Genomic DNA, 19,082 nt, shown 5'->3' on the forward strand with positions numbered 1-19,082 from the left:
AGTAGTGTGAATTTGGCTGTATAGTTTCTAAACTTTTGTATAGGTAGTAATCTTTTAAGGGATAAATAAGTTGTATAAAAAGAGTTTTTAAATATGATTATAAAAAATAATGGAATAATTTATGGAATTAGTATATCTGTGGGTAGAAGAGTATAAAAATATAAAAAGACAAGGGTTTAACTTTTCTCCTAAGTTTAGGTGTGAGTTTAAGCCAGAGTATGAAAAAGATGAAAATGGAGATGAATTCTTAAAGGATGATTGTGAACTTATAATAGAAGAGAATAAAGATTACCTAAGTATATTTCCTGAAAATATTAATATAACTGCTATTGTTGGTGAGAATGGGAGTGGTAAGAGTACAATTTTAGATATTGTTACAAATATGAATAGAAATTTAAGTAAACTAATTATTTATTATAATGGAAAAGAATTAATTGTAAAAAATTCTTATTTAGATAATTTTTCAATCAACTATTTGAGAATAGGGGTAACGCAGCTGAAAGAATTAAATGAAAATAATTTAAGTCTGAGAGATAGCCTTTTTAAAAACTATCAAAAATATTTTTTTGTTAATAAAGAAAAAAAGCTTGATTCATATTGGTATGATTTTATAAACATAAGTTATTTAGAATCAGATAAAAATACTCAAATAATCATTAATTTATTAAAAAATAGAAAAATTAGATTGCCTTTTAATACCCCAAAATATTTTACAATTAGTTTAAAAGATACAGACTATTTTGACAAAATAATTGAAAGTAAGATAGAAAGAGATGAATCATTTAATATAAGTTTTATAGAAAACAATTTTTTTAACTTAGATTATGAAATAAAAGAAAATAAGCTTAAAAGAGTTAAGTTTTATCTAATTATAGCAAATATTTTTACATATAATGAAGATTTAAATAATTCTTTCGCCAGTATTTTCTTTTCTAATAATAGCCCTCAATCAATAGATGATATTATTGATATGTTTTTACTTTATCTATCTCCTTCAGATAAAGAAGATATTAACTTTATAGTTAATTCTTTAGAAAACTCTTTTGAATCAAATAAGTACTTTAATGAATTTACAATAAAAATTGAAAAATTAGATAAAAACTTTATTAATAGGTATAGAAGGCTAATATCTTCAAAGGATAATTATTTCTCAAAAGAAAATAATATTTTTGATTTTAGGTTTGATACCAATTTAAGTGATGGAGAGTTTGAGTTTTTGCTTATATTTAGTAGGATATATGAGAAAATTGAAAACAAAGATAGTATCATATTAATAGATGAAGGTGAAAAATCATTACATCCTAATTGGCAAAAAAAATATATTTATTTTCTTGTTCAGTTTTTTGAGAAAAACTATCAAAATAAAATACAACTACTTTTAACAACACATTCTTCATTTATTCTTTCAGATATTCCAAAAGAAAGTATAATTTTTTTAGAAAAAGATGAAAAAACTGGAAATTGTATAAATGCAACTGAAAAAATGGAAGATTTTAATACTTTTGGAGCAAATATCCATACACTTCTATCTCATGGTTTTTTTATGAAAAATGGACTTATGGGTGAATTTGCAAAAAGTAAAATTGAGAGAATAAAAAGGTTTTATGAGATTGTTAAAAAGAGTGAAAATGAAATTCAAAATAATACATCAGCCAAAAAGGCATGGATAGATTACTTTCTTAGAAGAAAAGATAAATATTATTATATTCAATCAATAATAGGTGAGCCCTTTTTACAAAAGGTTATAAAAAACTATTTAGATGAGCTTGAAAAAGTATTTGATAAAGAAAACTACAAACAAAAAAAATTAAAAAAGTTAGTTGAAGAGTTTGGAGAAGATACAGTAAGAAAGTTTTTAGACAATGACTAACCTAAACTATGAAAATCATTTAAAAGATAAAAATCTTGATATAAAAAAAGAGTATTTAGCATCTTTAAACAAAAGTAAGTTTGATAGCAAAAATGGTGAGTCTTTAGAAGATAGGTATAAAAGATATATAAAAACTACTGGTACTTTAAAAGATGTGTTTAAAGATTATTCTTTAGAAGATATTGTATTAGTTAAGACTGATAGCCTAAAAGATATAGTAGCTGATATAGAGTATAAAATTTCTAAAATAACAGAAAAGAAAAAAAAGAATTTATATCAAAAAGTAAAAGATTTATTTAAATATGAAAATAAGTTTCAAGGCGATGTAATAACGCCATTTTTTACAGATAACTTTAATTTTAGAACTTGTTTTTATTGCAACAAGGATTTTATAACAAACTTTGAAAAACAAAAGGGTGTATACACGTCTACTTTTCAGTTAGACCATTTCTATGATAAAGGTACTTATCCTTATTTAGCCTTGTCTTTTTGTAATCTTATTCCATCATGTGCTACTTGTAACTCTAGAAAAGTAAAAGGTAGTGTAAATATGATAAATACTATTACTCCAAATAGTGAAGACTTTAAATTTCACGAAAAAGTAAAGTTCAAATTATACTTAGATAAAAATTGTAAAGATTTGCATGTAAAAGATAAAGATGATATTGATATTAGTCTAAAAGAACAGTTTTCAAAAGAGTATAAAAAGTATATTGAAGTTTTCAAACTAAACGAAAGATATAAAGCTCATAAAGATATAGTTTATGAGATGATAGAAAAAGCAGAACTTTATCCAGATAGTAGACTAAAAGAGTTGCAAGACATAACAGGCATTCCATATCAACAAATAAAAAAAGATATATTTAATCTAATTGAAGAGGATGAAGATTTATCAAAAAAGCCATTTTCAAAACTAATTAAAGATATAAGTGAAGAACTAGGCTTAGTTTAAAGCCTTAGTCTCTTCTATAACACTTACTTCTAGTTCATCACTATAATCCATTGAAGCCCATCTTTGAAGTTGTCTATATCTATATTGAGCATCTTTTTTATTTTTATTTAGTAGTTCATCAGCATGTTCGGGGTTTAGTTTCTTTAAAGACCTATATCTATTTTCCCTTAATAAAAACTCTTCATATCTATCCCAATCTGGTTTTTTACCAAATATTTTAATAGGATTTTGCCCTTCATCTATCTTTCTTGGATCAAAAGTATAAATAGGCCAATATCCACAATCAGTTGCAAGTTGTCCTTGTTCAACTGACTTCATAAGTCCACCTTGAATACCGTGGGCAATACATGGAGAATAACAGATAATCAAAGACGGTCCATCATAAGCTTCTGCTTCTTTCATAGCTTGTACTGCTTGTTTTTGATTTGCCCTTGAGTTTATTTGAGCTACATAGATATTTCCATATGTCATAGAGATATAGCCTAAATCTTTTTTAGCATTTGGCTTACCATCATTTGTAAAATCTGCAATAGAACCAGCCCTTGCAGCTTTTGATGATTGTCCACCAGTATTTGAATAAACTTCTGTATCTACAACAAGAATATTTACATTTTCTCCTGTTGATAAAACATGGTCAACACCCCCATATCCAATATCATAAGCCCAACCATCTCCACCAATCATCCATTGAGATTTTCTCACAAGATATTTTCTTAGAGATAGTAATTCTTTCACTCCATCTTGGTCTTGATTATTTTCAAGTTGAGGTACAAGTTTGTCTCTTATTTCTTGAGTTTTAACTCCATTACTTCTATGTTCTAACCACTCTTTATAAAGTACTTTCAAAGGATTAGATACTTCATCCATACTCTTTAGCATAATTCTTGCAATTCTATTTCTAATAGCTTCATTTGCTGCATGCATTCCATAACCAAATTCAGCAGTATCTTCAAATAAAGAGTTTGCCCATGCTGGACCTTCACCTTTTGCATTTTTTGTATAAGGTGTTGATGGAGCAGAAGCAGAGTAAATAGAAGAACATCCCGTTGCATTTGCAATCATCATTCTATCCCCAAACAGTTGCGTTGCTAAAGTAATATATGGAGTTTCTCCACAACCTGGACAAGCAGAGTGGTATTCAAAAAGAGGTTGCGCAAATTGAGAGTTTTTCACATTGTTTTTTTCAACTAAATAGTCTTTATAAGAGACGTCATTAAATAAATAATCAGCATTTTCTTGTTCATTATTTTCATCTTCTATTCCATATGGAACCATTTTAAGTGATTTCTCTTTTGTAGGGCAAATATCAACACAGATATTACAACCAGTACAGTCTAAGATAGATACTTGGATTTTATATTTTAAATCTTTGCCTTTAAACTCTTTTCCTTTTGCATCAAGTGAGTGTTCTTTTACTCCATTTGGAGCATTTTCATACTCTTTTTCATCTAATAAAAATGGTCTAATTACAGCATGTGGACACTCAAAAGCACATTGATTACATTGAATACAGGTATCTTCATTCCATTGAGGAACCATCGTTGTAATACCTCTTTTTTCATATTTTGTTGAACCATTTTCAAAGGTACCACACTCCATTCCTAGATCTACTATTGTGGAAACTGGAATTTCATCGCCTTTTGCAGCATTAACGATTTTTGCAAAGTTTTCTACATATTGAGAACCTTTGTAATCACTATTTATCACAAGCTCTTTAGCTTCATATTCTGCCCATTGTTTTTTTACTTCAACTTCTTCAACTCCATGTTCTCCTTGGTCAATTGCAAGATAGTTCATTTTAACTATCTCTTCACCTTTGTTTCCATAAGCTTTTTTTGCATACTCTTTCATATACTCTTTTGCTTCTTCATAGGGAATGATATTTGCTAATTTGAAAAAGGCAGCTTGCATGATAGTATTTGTTCTATTTCCAAGTCCAATATCATGGGCTAGTTTTGTGGCATTTATGATATAAAACTTGATGTTTTTATCTGCAAGTATTTTTTTAACTCTATTTGGTAGTTTATTCTCTATCTCATCTTTTGAGTGAATTGAGTTTAATAAAAAAGTACCATTCTCTTTTAGTTTATCTACAACTTCATATTGCTCCAAATAAATCTCTTTTGAACAGGCTACAAAACTTGGATTTGATACAAGATATGTTGAGCGAATAGGCTTTTTACTAAATCTTAAGTGTGACCTTGTATACCCACCACTTTTTTTAGAATCATAAGCAAAGTATGCTTGTGCATAAAGCTCAGTTTTGTCACCTATAATTTTTACTGAGTTTTTATTTGCTCCAACAGTTCCATCTGCTCCAAGTCCATAAAATAAACACTCATTTACATCTTCTACAACTGAAATATTCTCTTTTACCTCAATAGATGTATTTGTTACATCATCTATAATTCCAACTGTGAAGTTATCTTTTGGATTTATAGTTGCTAGATTATCAAATAGTGCAATAATCTGATTTGGTGGTACATCCTTTGAAGAAAGTCCATATCTTCCACCTATGATTTTAGGTTGATTTTTTTGTCCATAGAATAAAGCTTTTACATCAAGATATAATGGTTCTCCTAAACTTCCTGGTTCTTTTGTTCTATCAATTACACAGATTCTTTCAACACTTAAAGGTAAAACATTCATAAAATACTTTGCAGAAAAAGGTCTATAAAGATGAACTGTAAGAAGTCCTACTTTTCTGTTCTCTTTTTGGTTTAAGTAGTCAACTGTTTCTTTAATAGTTTCAGTTACTGAACCCATTGCTACAATTATATCAGTTGCATTTTTATGTCCATAATATGTAAATGGAGCATAATCTCTTTTAGTGATTTTAGAAATCTCTTTCATATACTCATTTACAACATCAGGTAAAGCATCATAATATCTATTTGCAGCTTCTCTTCCTTGGAAGTAGATGTCATCATTTTGAGCAGTTCCTCTTGTAATTGGTGATTCGGGATTAAGTGAAGTATCTCTAAACTTTTGAACTGCTTCATAGTCAATTAATCTGTCAAACTCTTCATAGGGCATTACTTCAATTTTATTTATTTCATGTGAAGTTCTAAAACCATCAAAGAAGTGTAAGAATGGAACTCGTCCTTTTATGGCACTTAGATGAGCAACTCCTGCTAAGTCCATAACTTCTTGAACTGAACCCGTTGCAAGCATAGCAAAACCAGTTGCTCGTGTACTCATAACATCTTGATGATCACCAAAGATAGATAAGGCATGTGTTGCTAGAGATCTTGCACTAACATGTATAACACCAGGTAATAATTGTCCTGCTACTTTATACATATTTGGAATTTTTAATAATAATCCTTGTGAAGCTGTAAATGTTGTAGTTAAAGCACCTGCTTGTAAAGCACCATGAAAAGTCCCAGCCGCACCTGCTTCACTTTGCATTTCAATAACTTTTACAGTAGAACCAAAAAGGTTTTGTTTACCTTGTGTAGCCCATTTCTCAACATTGTCTCCCATTTGAGAAGAGGGTGTAATAGGATATACTCCTGCTACTTCAGTAAAGGCATATGAAACATATGCCGCCGCTTCGTTTCCATCCATTGTAGCAAACTGTTTATTCATTATCTATCCTTATAACTCTAGGTCTATAAATAGATAATAATTAAATAAAACTTAAAAAAGTATGAATAGTAAATAGATAAAGTTAATTTAAAAGTAATAAACTAATAAAAGATTACATATCTCTTATTAGTTTTACTGCTTCAAGAGGATTTTTCACTATAAAAGGTGTGTGCTCTTTTAAAGAGTCTTCTTTTCCATAACCACAAGTTACACCAACACAGTTAACACCAGCACTTTGTGCAGCTATTAAGTCAAGTTCTGTATCTCCTACCATCCAAATATCACAAGTCTGTTTGATTTGCATTAAATCTAAAGTTCTATGGATTGGTTCTGGATGTGGTTTTGGATGTTCCACATGCTCTCTTCCTGTGATATGTTCAAAGTACTTCATGATATCCATGTGTTCAAGTAATTCTTGGCTATAAAGTCCTGTTTTAGTAGTAACCACAGAAAGTCTTGCAAAAGTATTTGCTAGTTCAACTGCCTCTTTTGCAAACTCTAGTAATTCTGTTTGTTGTCTTGATATTTGTCTATATCTGTCTTTATAAGAATCAACAAAATCCCATACAACTTCTTTGTCAATACCTAATTCTTGATACATAATATCTAAAGGATGTCCGATTAAAGATTTTATATCTTCATCAGTTCCTTGAAAATTATAATTTAGTTCTTTAAATGAGTGATGAAATGTAGATGTTATAGCTTCTGTTGAGTCTATTAAAGTTCCATCTAAATCAAAAAGGATAATTTTTTCCACTATTATGCCGCCCTAAAATTTTATTTATAATATAGTATAAAATTCATTACAAGCATATTTAAAAAATAAACTAATTTTTTATGGTTTAATCCAGTCTTTTTGATTATGCATAACCCCTATAAAAGAAGGTTCTACATTTTTTATTTTAGAGTTTACAACAGTAATTGAATTTGGAATATATAAAAATAAATAAGGTAAATCATCACTTATAATTTTGAAAAGTTTTTTATATATCAAACTTAATTTTTTTTGGTCAATTGTTAGGGACCCTTTTTCGATAAGTTTATCAACTGTAGAATTTTTATATCCAACAAGATTAAATCTTCCAAGTTTATCTGAATCACTGTGCCATAGAGGATAAGCATCTGGCATAAGAGCTAAACTCCAACCTAAAAGTATAGTTTCAAATTTTCTTGGATGAACAACTGTATTTAAAAAAGCTTGCCATTCCATTACTTTGATTTTGGCTTTTACTCCAATTTTTGCAAGTTGATATTGCATAATAAGTGCTGCATTAAGCCTTATCTCATTTCCTGTATTTGTAACTATTTCAAAACTAAAAGGATTAGTTTCATCATAACCTGCTTGTTTTAAAAGTTCTTTTGCTTTTTTTTGATTTTGTTTTATTTGTTTAACTTCATCATTAAAAGCAAAACTTCCAGGTAAAAAAGGACCATTACAAACTTTTCCATGTCCAAAGAAAAGAATATCAACCATTTCTTGCCTGTCTATAGCTAAAGATAAAGCCTGTCTAACTCTTTTATCTTGGAATTTTTTATTTCTAAGATTAAAACCTAAATAGTCATATAAAAAACTTTGAGTTTCAACTATTTTAAAATCTTTTTTAAACTTACTATCAATTTGTCTATCTATTTGAAGTGGAGTTAATCCTCCTACATCTAGTTTGTTTTCTTTAAGCATTAGAAAAACAGTATCAGGACTTGGAAGAAACTTGAAATGAATATTATCAATTTTAGGTTTACCTTCAAAATAGTCTTCATTTGCCTTTAAAATAATATCCGAAGAGTTTTTAAATGAATCAAGTTTATAAGAACCATTTCCTATAGGATTTTTATTAAAAGAGCTTGTCATTAGATTTTTTTCATTTTTTAAAATATGTTTAGGAAGTAAACCTATTAGCCAAATATGTAAGGCTTTAAAATAAGGTTTTTTGTAGATTACTTCAAGTGTATAATCATCAATTGCTTTTACACTTTCTACTTCTTTGAAGTTTGAAACAATAGAGTTAAAAACCTTTGGATCAATAACCTTTTCATAGGTAAAAACAACATCATGAGCAGTTACTTTAACTCCATCATGCCAAAGTACATCTTTTCGTAAGTTTATTAGAAGTTTAGTATTACTTTCAAATTTATATGAAGAAGCAATATCATTAACTATATTTCCATCTTTGTCATACTTAAATAGTCCATTAAATAGCCATCCTGATACTTGAGAGCTAGCAGTATCATTTGATAAAATAGGATTTAAACGACTTGGACTTGAAGTCATTGAAAGGTTAAGTGTACTTGCAAAAATATATAGTGAAAATAGAATTTGTATTAATAAAATAGATATAAGGTTTTTCATACAAAAAATTATATCCTATTAATACTTTTTATATTAGTAAAACATAAGTTTTACATCTTTTTTTGATATTATTACAGAAAATAAAGATATTAGATGACTGTATTTCTTACACTTTTAAGTAAAATCCTTCCTTTATACATAAGTATTATTTTAGGGTTTTTAAGTACCGCTTTACTTAGTGCAAATAAAGAAACAATTGCAAAGATTTTACTTTTTATTTTAGCTCCACTTATTGTTTTTAATGCCACATTAAATGTAAAGCTTGATTTAACTGTAGCCTTTCTTCCTTTGTACTTTTTTATATTTAGTTCTATTTTGGCTTTCTTATTATTGTTTATTTTTAAAAGAGTTTGGAGTGATAATACAGCAAATTTATTAGCCTTTAGTACTGCGACTGGAAATACAGGGAACATAGGAATTCCTTTAGCAATTTTATTTTTAGAGCCAAACTTAGTTGATATTTTTATTTTTACTGTTTTAGCTTCAATTCTTTATCAAAATTCAGTAGGATATTATATAACGGCAAAGGGTAATTTTACAGTTAAAGAGAGTATAAAAAAGGTACTAAGACTTCCTGTTTTATATGCTTTTCTTTTAGGATTAGTATTAAATCTTAGCGGTTTTTCTATGCCTGAGCTATTATTTGATTATTCAAACTATCTAAAAGGAGCTTATGCTATTTTAGGCATGATGCTTTTAGGTATGGGAATGGAAAAAATTAAAGTAGGGCAAACCTTAGATATAAAATTTGTTTCTTATGCAATGTTTATTAAATTTGTAATTTGGCCAGCTTCTGTATTGTTATTTATATTTTTAGATAAAAACTATTTTATGTACTTAAATGATGGTCTTTATATGGTAATGTTTTTATTTTCAATTGTTCCACTTGCTGGAAATACAGTTACAGTTGCAACCTTATTAGATGTTAAGCCTGAAAAAATGTCTTTTACAGTTTTTGTTTCTACTGTTATATCTTTATTTTATATTCCATTTGTGATTTATTTGTATATGAGTTAGTACTTTTTAGGCATAAAAAAAGGAGAGACAAAAGTCCCTCCTTGTAAAAGCTTTGCACAATTGCAAAAAATAATTTGTAAAGTACAGATTATCTTTTTGAGAATTGTGTAGATTTTCTTGCTTTTCTTCTTCCGTATTTCTTTCTTTCAACAGCTCTTGCGTCTCTTGTTAATAATCCGAAAGGTTTTAAGATAGCTCTGAATTGCTCATCATAAGCAACTAAAGCTCTAGAAATACCATGTCTTACAGCGTCAGCTTGTGCAGAATAACCACCACCAACAGTTTTTACAACAACATTTACAGAAGTTTCTTGTTTAGATACTTCTAGTGGCTGCATAACTCTTTTTTTAATAGCTTCGTGTCCACCTAACCATGCGTCTAAAGTTTGACCATTAATTGTAATTTCACCAGTACCGTTTTCTAACCATACTTTAGCTACAGCAGATTTTCTTCTTCCAGTTGCGTATACTTTTGCCATTAGTCTTATCCTTTAATTTGCGCAGTGTGAGGGTGCTCTGAACCTGCGTATACTTTTAATTTTTTTAGCATTGTTTTTCCAAGTTTTGTTTTTGGAAGCATACCTCTTGTTGCTAATTTATATAGTTTTTCAGGGTTATTTTCTAACATATCTGACATCTTGTGTGTCTTAGTACTTCCAAAGTATCCTGAGTGAGTATAATAGTTTTTATCTTCTAATTTAGCTCCAGTGAACTTTGCTTTTGAAGCATTGATGATAATTACGTTGTCTCCACAGTCAACATTTGGAGTATAGCTAGGTTTATGTTTACCTCTTAATAGTGTTGCAACTTCAGTAATAATTCTACCAAACACTTTATCCGTTGCATCAACTACTATCCAATCTCTTTCGATTTCGTTAGCTTTTGCCATTTGAGTAAATTTCATTTATTTTCTCCGATTTTGTTAATGAGGTGGAATAATAGTGTAGTGTTACTTAAATAATACTTAAATTAAGTCTTTTTTAATATTTTATTATAAATTCAGAACCCTTTGTAAGTTCACTCTTTATTTCCAATGAAAAATTGTGTAAAGAAACAATTGAAGATACTATAAATAATCCAAGCCCTAGAGAGTTATTCCAACCATTTTGAGATACTCTATAGAATTTGTGCCTAATGCTTTTTAAGTCAGTTTCACTAATACCAATTCCTCTATCTTTAACACTAATTTGCTTTTCATCAAAACTTACTATTACTTCATCTTCTGAATATTTTAAAGCATTTTCAACTAAGTTTTCTAAAGCCATCCTAAATAGGGTTTCATCAATATTAAACTCATAATCTTTTTTTGCTTCAATAGTTATTTCTCTATTAGGATATTTATCATTTAAATCAGATACCACTTGTTCACAAATTTGTAAAATAGAAGATTTAGTTGTAAGTATTTGTTGTTTACCTTCTTCAAGTTTTAAAGTAAGTCTTAGTTTATCAATAATATGAGACATCTTTATACCATTTGAATGAATTTTCTTTAAAAACTTCTCTTTCATTGCTTCTGGTAAATCTTTATCAGAAAGAATAGTTTCACTATATCCTGTGATTACTGCAATAGGATTTTTAAATTCATGGGAAATAGCAGAAATGATTTCATCTTTTTGTTTATTTGCAAGTTTCAATTTTGCAGTTTGTTTTGATTTTTGTTTTTCTCTTTTTGCTAATTTAGAAGCTACTTTGTTTAAAAGTCTTGTAATCTTATAAAACTCTTCTGAAAAATCTGAATAGATACCTGAAGTTGGCTTTTTGTTACTTAGCTCAATTAAATAACCTAAAATAGCATTTGTTTCATTTCTAATTTTAATACTTATTAAATATGTTGCAATGAATGCAACAATTATAAACATAGAAATAAAAGCAATTATTTGAAAAGATAGTTTAGTAAAGTTTTCAATGATTTTAGTAGTGTAGTCTGCAAGTCTTAAATAATATATTTCATCATCAATAACTATCTTTTTTGCTACATATAAAAGCTCTTCATTTAAAGTATGTGAAAATCTAATTTTTTTTCCATAACCTTCATATTTTGCATGAATGATTTCATATCTAGTTGAATGATTTTCCATAGTCTTAATATCTCTATCACTATCTGCTATAACCTTACCTTCTTCATCGATAATAGTAATTCTAAGTCCAGTTTTAGCTTTAAAGGTTTTAATTATGTAGTCAAGATTTTTAAAGGAAGTTAGATTTAATGAAAGAGAATCTATATTTTGAGATAAATTTTTTTCAATTTGATCTAAATATATATTTTTTGACCAATAGTATGTTGTGGCACTTATAATAATTAATACAAGTAAAAAGATTAAAGAAAAAGTTCTAAAAAATAACTGATGAAGTTTTAACAAAATAAGTAACCTTCTCCTCTTATAGATTTGATGTACTCTTTTTTATTATCAGGGTCGATTTTTGCTTTTAATCTTTTAATTGCAACATTTACAGTTTTTAGTTTTTTATCGTAAGAGTCTTCCCAAACAGTTTCAAGTAAATGTTCTCTTGTCATAAGAATATCTCTATTTTTAATAAACTCTAATAATAAATCATGCTCTAAATGAGTAAGTTCAATTTCATTTCCATCAATAAAGAACTTTTTATTTGCTGCTTTATATGTGATATCTCTAATTTTTAAAACATCAATATCTTTGGAACTTCTTTTTATAACAGCTTTAACTCTTGCAAGTAATTCTTGTATCTTAAAAGGTTTTGTTATATAGTCATCTGCATGGGAATCAAAGCCATCTAGAATATCTTCATCTTTATCTTTTGCAGTTAGATAAATAACAGGAGAGTTGTATCCCTTTTCTTTTATTTTATTGATAAATTCTGTTCCATCTATCCCTGGAAGGTTTCTATCCATAAGTATTAAATCAATATGTTCTTCATCTAAAACTTTTTCTAACTTTTCATTTACACTTAAAAAACCAATTGTTTCATAACCTTCTTTTTGAAGTGTATATTCCAAAAGTTCTAAAATATCCTCTTCGTCTTCAACTATTAGTATTAACTTATCACTCATCTTCTTCTTTTTTCCCTTGGATAGATTCTTTTTGTAATTTAACAATTCCTGGAGAGTATTTTATAGCTAATATTCTAAAAATAAAGAATACAAAAATAACAAAAAGTAGAAATAGTATAGTAAAATAGTCTTTATTTGCATGGGAAGTATAGATGATAACATCTCTAATTAGAAAAATAATAAAGATATCAATAACAAATCTAAGTCTTAATTTTTCTTTTTTTATAAAGTCTGAAATCATCTTAGCTACTTCCATTAAAACTATGAATTCTAGCATTAAGATGATTGTTTTATAAAATTCTAGTTTTGCAACTAAAACTATCGTAAAGATAATTATAGCTGCAGAAACTTCATAATTTGAGTTGAAGTATGATTTTATTTTTTGAATGGCTTTCATTTATTATACGTTTTCTAAGTCTCCACCAACTTCTGCAAATACTAAAAGATTAGCAATAGAAGAAGCTCTTCCTGAAATCTTTTCTAATCTTCTTAATGAACTTAATACTTCAAAATAATCTTTAGAAAGCTCAATTTTTTTAGTAATTAGTTTTAAGATATTTTTTTCAATCATTGCATATAAATCATCTGTTTTACTATCTTCAACTAATACTTTATTAAATTTTTCTTCAATAATTTTTTCATCATCTTCACCAATCATCTCAATGGCTGTATTAAGTGCAAGGTTAGATGTCTTTAATAAAGGAATTGCATACTCTAAAATTGCATCTGCATTTAGTTCTTGAGAAAATGATTTTCTAAAGTTTTTAGCAAATGTTTTTGAGTAAGCTGCTGCTCTCATTAATTCATTTGTAATCTTTAAATATGAAACCATCTCTCTTAAATCTTTTGCCTCTGGTGAATAAAGGGCTAAAGTTTTAACTATTAAATTATCAATCTCATTTGATTTTGTAGATAATTTTTTTAAAGATAGATTTACATCTTTTAACATTGATGAGTCATTCTCTTTTAAAGCAGACAAAGAGATTTTATTTGCATGAGAAATTTCTTCTCCAATATTTTTTATCTCTTCTTTTATTTTATTAATGCTTTCAATATATGGTTTTAACATTATCCGAACCTTCCTGTAATATAGTCTTCTGTTTTTTTATTAGATGGATTAACAAAAATAGTTTCTGTTTCATCATATTCTATTAGTTTTCCTAAATGGAAAAATGCTGTATAATCAGCAACTCTAGCTGCTTGTTGCATATTATGAGTTACAGTAATAATTGTATATTTCTTTTTTAACTCTAACATTAATGCTTCAATTTTCTCAGTTGAGATAGGGTCAAGTGCTGATGTTGGTTCGTCCATTAAAATAACTTCTGGCATAACTGCGATCGTTCTTGCAATACAAAGTCTTTGTTGTTGACCACCAGATAGTGAAGTACCAGGTTCTTGTAACTTATCTTTTACTTCATCCCAAAGTCCTGCATCAATAAGTGCTTTTTCAACAAGCTCATCACAAGCCTTTCCCTTTTTTACGTGACCATGCTTTAAAGGTGCATAAGCTACATTTTCATAAATAGATTTAGGAAATGGATTTGGTTGTTGAAATACCATTCCAATCTTTTTTCTAACACTTACTTCATCTACGTCTTTATCATAAATATTTTTATTATCAATAACAACAGAACCATCAATTTTAACACTTGAAATTAAATCATTCATTCTATTTAAACATCTTAAGAATGTAGATTTACCACATCCTGATGGTCCAATTAATGCTGTAATTTTGTTTTCATATAAAGGAACAGTGATATTATGAAGTGCATGATTATCTCCGTACCATAAATTTAATTCGTTTACATCTATTTTTATACTATTATTTGACATCTTTTTTATTCCTTCTTACCACTTAACTTCATATTTTTTTCTTAGATAAATTGCTAGAGCATTTAGTGAAATTAAAATTGTTAATAACACCATAATCCCAGCTGCTGTTTTTTCTATATACATTCTCTCTGGCATACCAGCCCAAGTAAATAACTGTGCAGGCATAACAGTTGCTGCTTGAAATATAGACTCTGGTGAATCTGGGATAAATGCAATCATTCCAATGATGATTAATGGTGCAGTTTCACCCATTGCTTGTGCTAAACCAATAATTGAACCCGTTAATATTCCAGGAAATGCTAATGGTAAAACATGGTCTCTTGTAACTTCAATTTTTGTAAGACCTAAACCATATGCTGCTTGTCTTATTGAATCTGGGACTGCTCTTAAAGCTGCTCTTGAACTTACAATAATTATAGGTAAGGTCATAAGTGCAAGGGTTAAACCACCAACTAAAGGTGATGATCTTGGCATTCCAAAAAGGTTAATAAAGATTGCAAGACCTAAAAGACCAAAAAGAATTGAAGGAATTGCTGCAAGGTTATTAATATTAACTTCAATTGTTTGAGTAAATTTGTTATCATCTGCAAACTCTTCTAAATATACTGCTGTCATAACTCCAATAGGAAAAGCAACAAGCATTGTAATAATTAAAGTTAAAATAGAACCAATAATTGCTGAGTTTAGACCTGCAAATTCTGGTGTTTTTGAGTCACCATTTAAAAAGAAAATTTTATTGAATTTTAGTTCAACATCTCCAGTTTCTTTCATATCATCAATTAAAACTCTATCTTTTCTTTTTAATTTGTAGTAGTGACCTTTTAAGTATTGGTCAACTTGATCATCTGCAAGTACCCACATTTTAACTTTTGTACCCATAAGTTCTGGGTTTTTTTTCATTTCCATTGGAAGTGTTCTAAGCCATGCTCTTGAAACAATATTGTTATATTTTCTATCAATAGCTTTTCTATAACTTTTCATTGAAGCTTCATTATATGTCACTTCTACATTAACATATGCTTGTTCAAAAGCAGGGCTTCCTTTTCCTATAATATCAAAAAGAAAAAATGCTAAAAATGCAATTGAAAAAAGTAAAGATGCAAGAGTGAATCTTTTGAATCTTTTAGAGCTTCTATGTCTTTTTGAAAGTGTAGGATCATAAAATGGGTTATTTTTATTCTTATTTTTTCTTTTAATCATAATGTATTCACTTTATATTTTTCTTTGAATTTTCTAATTAAACTTAATGAAATAATATTAAGTATTAAAGTAACAACGAATAGCATAAGACCTAGTGCAAATGCAGATAAAGTCTCTGGTGAATTAAACTCAAAGTCACCAACAAGTGAGTTTACTATTGTTACTGTAACTGTTGTCATATCCTCTAATGGGTTCCATGATAGGTTTGGTCTTAATCCTGCTGCCATAACAACAATCATTGTTTCTCCAATTGCTTTTGAAAAACCAAGAATACAAGCAGAAATGATACCTGGAAGTGCAGAAGGTAGTACAATATTTTTAATTGTTTCCCCTTGTGTCATACCAAGACCAAGTGAGGCTTTTCTTTGAGAATCAGGAACTGCTTTAATAACGTCATCTGATAATGATGAAATTACAGGAATAATCATAATTCCCATAACAACACCTGATGCTAAAGCTGAGTTAAAAGTAGCTTCTAAACCTATTGCAGAAGCAGCTTTTACAATTAAAGGTGCAACAGTAATTGCAGCAAAGAAACCATATACAACTGTAGGAATACCAGCTAGAACTTCTAACATTGGTTTTAAGTATGATCTTGTTTCGTGAGAAGCATACTCACTCATAAAAACAGCACTACCTAACCCAATAGGAATTGCAACAAACATTGCAATGAATGTAATCATCATTGTTCCAGCAAAAATTGGTATGGCACCAAATTTACTTCCAGCAATACCTGGCGACCATTCTGTTCCTGTTAAGAAGTACCAAAAACTTCTTAATTCAAAGAAGGCTATTGCTTCAAATAGAATTGAAAAAAGAATACCAAAAGTTGTAAGGATTGAGATAACAGAAGCTGTAATCAATGCACCTTTAATAAGGTTCTCTTTTAATTCAGTTGATTTATTTTTAGATTCAAATGAATGCAAATCTACCCTTTGTGTTTAAATTTTCGTAATTCTACAAGACAATAGTTACATGATGGTTACAAGGTGGTATAAATTTAGAGATAAGATTTAAGTATTGTAAAGAAGGAAAGTAAGAGTTGCTTTCCCTCTTTTGAATTATTTTTGTGAAAGAATTATTTTCTTTTGTTCGTTAAATTCTTGGTTAGTAATATAACCTTGTTTTTTCATCTCTACAAGCTCTTTTAATTGTTGCATTTTACTACTTTTAGATGTTGTTGTAGTATTATTAACTTGAGTAGGTTGTTTTGAATTTCCTTCAAGTGAGTTATTTACTCCGTCAACAGCTTTGTCAAATAAACTATTTGAAACATTGTCTGCTAATTGATCCATTTTACTTCCAAAATCAAAAGCAAAAATTGGTGAAGTCACAATTAATGTAACAAGAAGTACCTTTTTAAATTTTAACATTTTTTCTCCTAATATATTTTTTTGTTATTTTATAAGAAAAATCATTAAAATAATATTTAACAATATATCTTACAAAAATATATTTAATATTATTATCTAAAAGTGTATAAATTGTAGAATTAAAATATTGAGACACCAAGAGGAGTTATACTTTTTTTTGAAGCACTTTTAATACTTCCAAGACATAAATTGAATTGTTGTAAAGAGCTATTTTCAACAATTTCAATAATAGCAGAACTAACACTTAATAATTTAAATTCTCTTTCGACTCCAAATCTATCTTTTGATGTCATATAGCCATTATTTATATCTTTTTCATTGTAAAGGCTTGTTGCATTTATTCTAAACTCTTCTTGTACATTTTTAATAACTTCATAAACATAGTCGTAGTTACTATTAACAAAACCTACAAAAAAGTCATCTCCTCCTACATGGGCAATGAAGTTTTCACTTGAGATATTTTTTTGAAGGATTTCAGAGAACATTAAAATTGCACGGTCACCTTGTCTAAAACCATAAGTGTCATTAAAGGGTTTAAAGTCATTAAAATCAAAATATACTATTTGAGTATGTTGATTATTTTTAAATGCAGTAGAAATAAAGTTTTCAATTTGTTTATTACCTGGTAGTTTAGTAAGGGGATTTTGATTCTGAGCTATTTCAAGGTTTCTTTTATATGAAAGAGATAAAAGATTATTAAGATTTATAAATCCATAATATCTAGCATCTTTTGAAACAAATACCCCTTGTGCATCATTTCTCATATTAAAAATTTCTAAGGCTTTATCAATCCCCCAACTTAAATCAATTTCCAAAACAGGTTTAATATAGTTTTTTAGTTTTGCTTTAAATGAGTCGTTTTTTGCTAATGATAATCCATATTGAGAGTATGAGATCTCTTTAATATCTACTTCGTAAATGGCCCCTAAAATTTTTTTATTATCATCAATAATAGGAACAAAAGTATTTAAAGTATGCTCTTTAAAATAAACAAATAGTTCATGTAAACTTGCATTTACATTTAGTGGATCAATTTTGTCAATAAAAGATTTATCAATAAAATTTCCCCTTGAAACTCTTCTATCTTTATTAAAAATATTTTCTTTTGAATAATATTTTTTTATATCTTTTATATTTGTACTTGGTCTTGCTACTAAGTACCCTTGGATATAGTCTGCTTTTATCTCTTTGCATACATAATATTCTTCTTTAGTTTCAACACCTTCAGCTATAACTTTTATGCCCATAGTGTGAGCCATTTCTACAATTGAAGCACAAAATAGTCTTTTCTTTGCATCTTTATGAATATTTTCAATAAAAAACTTATCTATTTTAATAAAATTAGTATCTGATAAATATAATAAATGAAGTCCAGAGATTCCTGTACCAAAATCATCTAAAGCGATATTATAATTTTTTGATTTATATGTACTTACAATGTGTTTAATTAATTGTTGGTCTTCTAAAGAACTATGTTCTGTTATTTCAAAGCAGATATCATCTTTGCTTAATTCATATTTTTCAAGTTGTTTTGATGTTTCACCAAATTGAAAATCTGGCATTGCAAAAAGCCTATTATCAATATTATAAAATAGTTTTAGATTATTTATCTCTATTTTTTTGTATTTTTTAATAGCTTTTTTTCGTAAAAGCATATCTACTTTATAAAGTATCTTTTTATTAGCTAAAGTATCAAAAAAATGGAAAATAGATTCAAACTCTAGTTCTTCAACATTTCTAATTAAAGCTTCTACAGCAAAAATTTTACCTGTGTGAGTATTTACGATAGGTTGAAAAGCGAAGTCGAGTTTGTCAACATCAATTTTTGCTGACATAGGATTTACCTCTTTTTTATAGTATTAAATATGA

The 19,082-nt window shown here is 28.1% G+C and carries 17 protein-coding genes; 3 read left to right on the forward strand and 14 right to left on the reverse strand.

Going from position 1 to position 19,082, the window contains the following annotated elements:
• Positions 1-121: 121 nt before the first annotated feature.
• Both CRV01_RS01530 and CRV01_RS01535 read left to right on the forward strand, forming a co-directional pair.
• The gene (locus tag CRV01_RS01530; protein ID WP_129006382.1) at positions 122-1,870 is read left to right on the forward strand and encodes an AAA family ATPase; all 1,749 of its coding nucleotides are present in this window, start codon (positions 122-124) and stop codon (positions 1,868-1,870) included.
• A complete protein-coding gene (locus CRV01_RS01535; RefSeq protein ID WP_129006384.1) occupies positions 1,863-2,822 on the forward strand; it encodes a hypothetical protein in 960 nt (319 codons plus the stop codon). The genes CRV01_RS01530 and CRV01_RS01535 overlap by 8 nt, the downstream gene beginning before the upstream one ends.
• On the opposite strand, the gene nifJ is transcribed toward CRV01_RS01535, so the two are convergent.
• From nifJ to CRV01_RS01550, 3 genes are all read right to left on the reverse strand, one after another.
• A complete protein-coding gene (gene nifJ, locus CRV01_RS01540) occupies positions 2,814-6,413 on the reverse strand; it encodes a pyruvate:ferredoxin (flavodoxin) oxidoreductase (RefSeq protein WP_129006386.1) in 3,600 nt (1,199 codons plus the stop codon). The genes CRV01_RS01535 and nifJ overlap by 9 nt on opposite strands.
• Positions 6,414-6,525: 112 nt before the next feature.
• Positions 6,526-7,170, reverse strand: a complete 645-nt coding sequence (locus CRV01_RS01545) for an HAD family hydrolase (RefSeq protein ID WP_129006388.1) — start codon at positions 7,168-7,170, stop codon at positions 6,526-6,528.
• Positions 7,171-7,248: 78 nt separating this feature from the next.
• Entirely contained in the window at positions 7,249-8,760 is a 1,512-nt protein-coding gene (locus CRV01_RS01550) for a peptide-binding protein (RefSeq protein ID WP_258238282.1), read from the reverse strand.
• Between the two features lie 93 nt (positions 8,761-8,853).
• Between CRV01_RS01550 and CRV01_RS01555 the strand changes: the two genes are divergently transcribed.
• Positions 8,854-9,777 carry an AEC family transporter gene (locus CRV01_RS01555; protein WP_129006390.1) on the forward strand — a complete coding sequence of 308 codons (924 nt, stop codon included), beginning with the start codon at positions 8,854-8,856 and terminating at the stop codon, positions 9,775-9,777.
• An 88-nt stretch (positions 9,778-9,865) separates the two neighbouring features.
• Here the strand turns inward: CRV01_RS01555 and rpsI are convergent, their stop codons facing one another.
• From rpsI to CRV01_RS01610, 11 genes are all read right to left on the reverse strand, one after another.
• Positions 9,866-10,255 (reverse strand): 30S ribosomal protein S9, encoded by a 390-nt coding sequence (gene rpsI / locus CRV01_RS01560; protein WP_129006392.1) that lies wholly within the window; start codon positions 10,253-10,255, stop codon positions 9,866-9,868.
• A gap of 5 nt (positions 10,256-10,260) precedes the next feature.
• Positions 10,261-10,680 (reverse strand): 50S ribosomal protein L13, encoded by a 420-nt coding sequence (gene rplM, locus CRV01_RS01565; RefSeq protein ID WP_129006395.1) that lies wholly within the window; start codon positions 10,678-10,680, stop codon positions 10,261-10,263.
• Positions 10,681-10,756: 76 nt separating this feature from the next.
• Positions 10,757-12,136: an ATP-binding protein gene (locus CRV01_RS01570; protein WP_129006397.1), complete on the reverse strand. Its 1,380-nt coding sequence runs from the start codon at positions 12,134-12,136 to the stop codon at positions 10,757-10,759.
• A complete protein-coding gene (locus CRV01_RS01575) occupies positions 12,130-12,804 on the reverse strand; it encodes a response regulator transcription factor (RefSeq protein ID WP_129006399.1) in 675 nt (224 codons plus the stop codon). The genes CRV01_RS01570 and CRV01_RS01575 overlap by 7 nt, the downstream gene beginning before the upstream one ends.
• Complete coding sequence (locus CRV01_RS01580; RefSeq protein WP_129006401.1) at positions 12,797-13,201, reverse strand: phosphate-starvation-inducible PsiE family protein; 405 nt, start codon at positions 13,199-13,201, stop codon at positions 12,797-12,799. Before CRV01_RS01580 ends, CRV01_RS01575 begins: the two co-directional genes overlap by 8 nt.
• A 3-nt stretch (positions 13,202-13,204) precedes the next feature.
• Complete coding sequence (locus tag CRV01_RS01585) at positions 13,205-13,873, reverse strand: PhoU domain-containing protein (protein WP_129006404.1); 669 nt, start codon at positions 13,871-13,873, stop codon at positions 13,205-13,207.
• Positions 13,873-14,640 (reverse strand): phosphate ABC transporter ATP-binding protein PstB, encoded by a 768-nt coding sequence (pstB, locus tag CRV01_RS01590; RefSeq protein WP_129006406.1) that lies wholly within the window; start codon positions 14,638-14,640, stop codon positions 13,873-13,875. Before pstB ends, CRV01_RS01585 begins: the two co-directional genes overlap by 1 nt.
• A gap of 15 nt (positions 14,641-14,655) precedes the next feature.
• Complete coding sequence (pstA, locus tag CRV01_RS01595) at positions 14,656-15,840, reverse strand: phosphate ABC transporter permease PstA (protein WP_129006408.1); 1,185 nt, start codon at positions 15,838-15,840, stop codon at positions 14,656-14,658.
• A complete protein-coding gene (gene pstC, locus CRV01_RS01600) occupies positions 15,837-16,766 on the reverse strand; it encodes a phosphate ABC transporter permease subunit PstC (protein ID WP_129006410.1) in 930 nt (309 codons plus the stop codon). The genes pstA and pstC overlap by 4 nt, the downstream gene beginning before the upstream one ends.
• A gap of 135 nt (positions 16,767-16,901) precedes the next feature.
• Positions 16,902-17,213: an SHOCT domain-containing protein gene (locus CRV01_RS01605; protein WP_129006412.1), complete on the reverse strand. Its 312-nt coding sequence runs from the start codon at positions 17,211-17,213 to the stop codon at positions 16,902-16,904.
• A 119-nt stretch (positions 17,214-17,332) separates the two neighbouring features.
• On the reverse strand, positions 17,333-19,048 hold the full coding sequence (locus CRV01_RS01610; protein ID WP_129006414.1) for a bifunctional diguanylate cyclase/phosphodiesterase: 1,716 nt from the start codon (positions 19,046-19,048) through the stop codon (positions 17,333-17,335).
• Positions 19,049-19,082: the final 34 nt, after the last annotated feature.

The organism is Arcobacter sp. CECT 8983 (genome assembly GCF_004118855.1).
In the GTDB taxonomy this organism is placed as follows: domain Bacteria; phylum Campylobacterota; class Campylobacteria; order Campylobacterales; family Arcobacteraceae; genus Halarcobacter.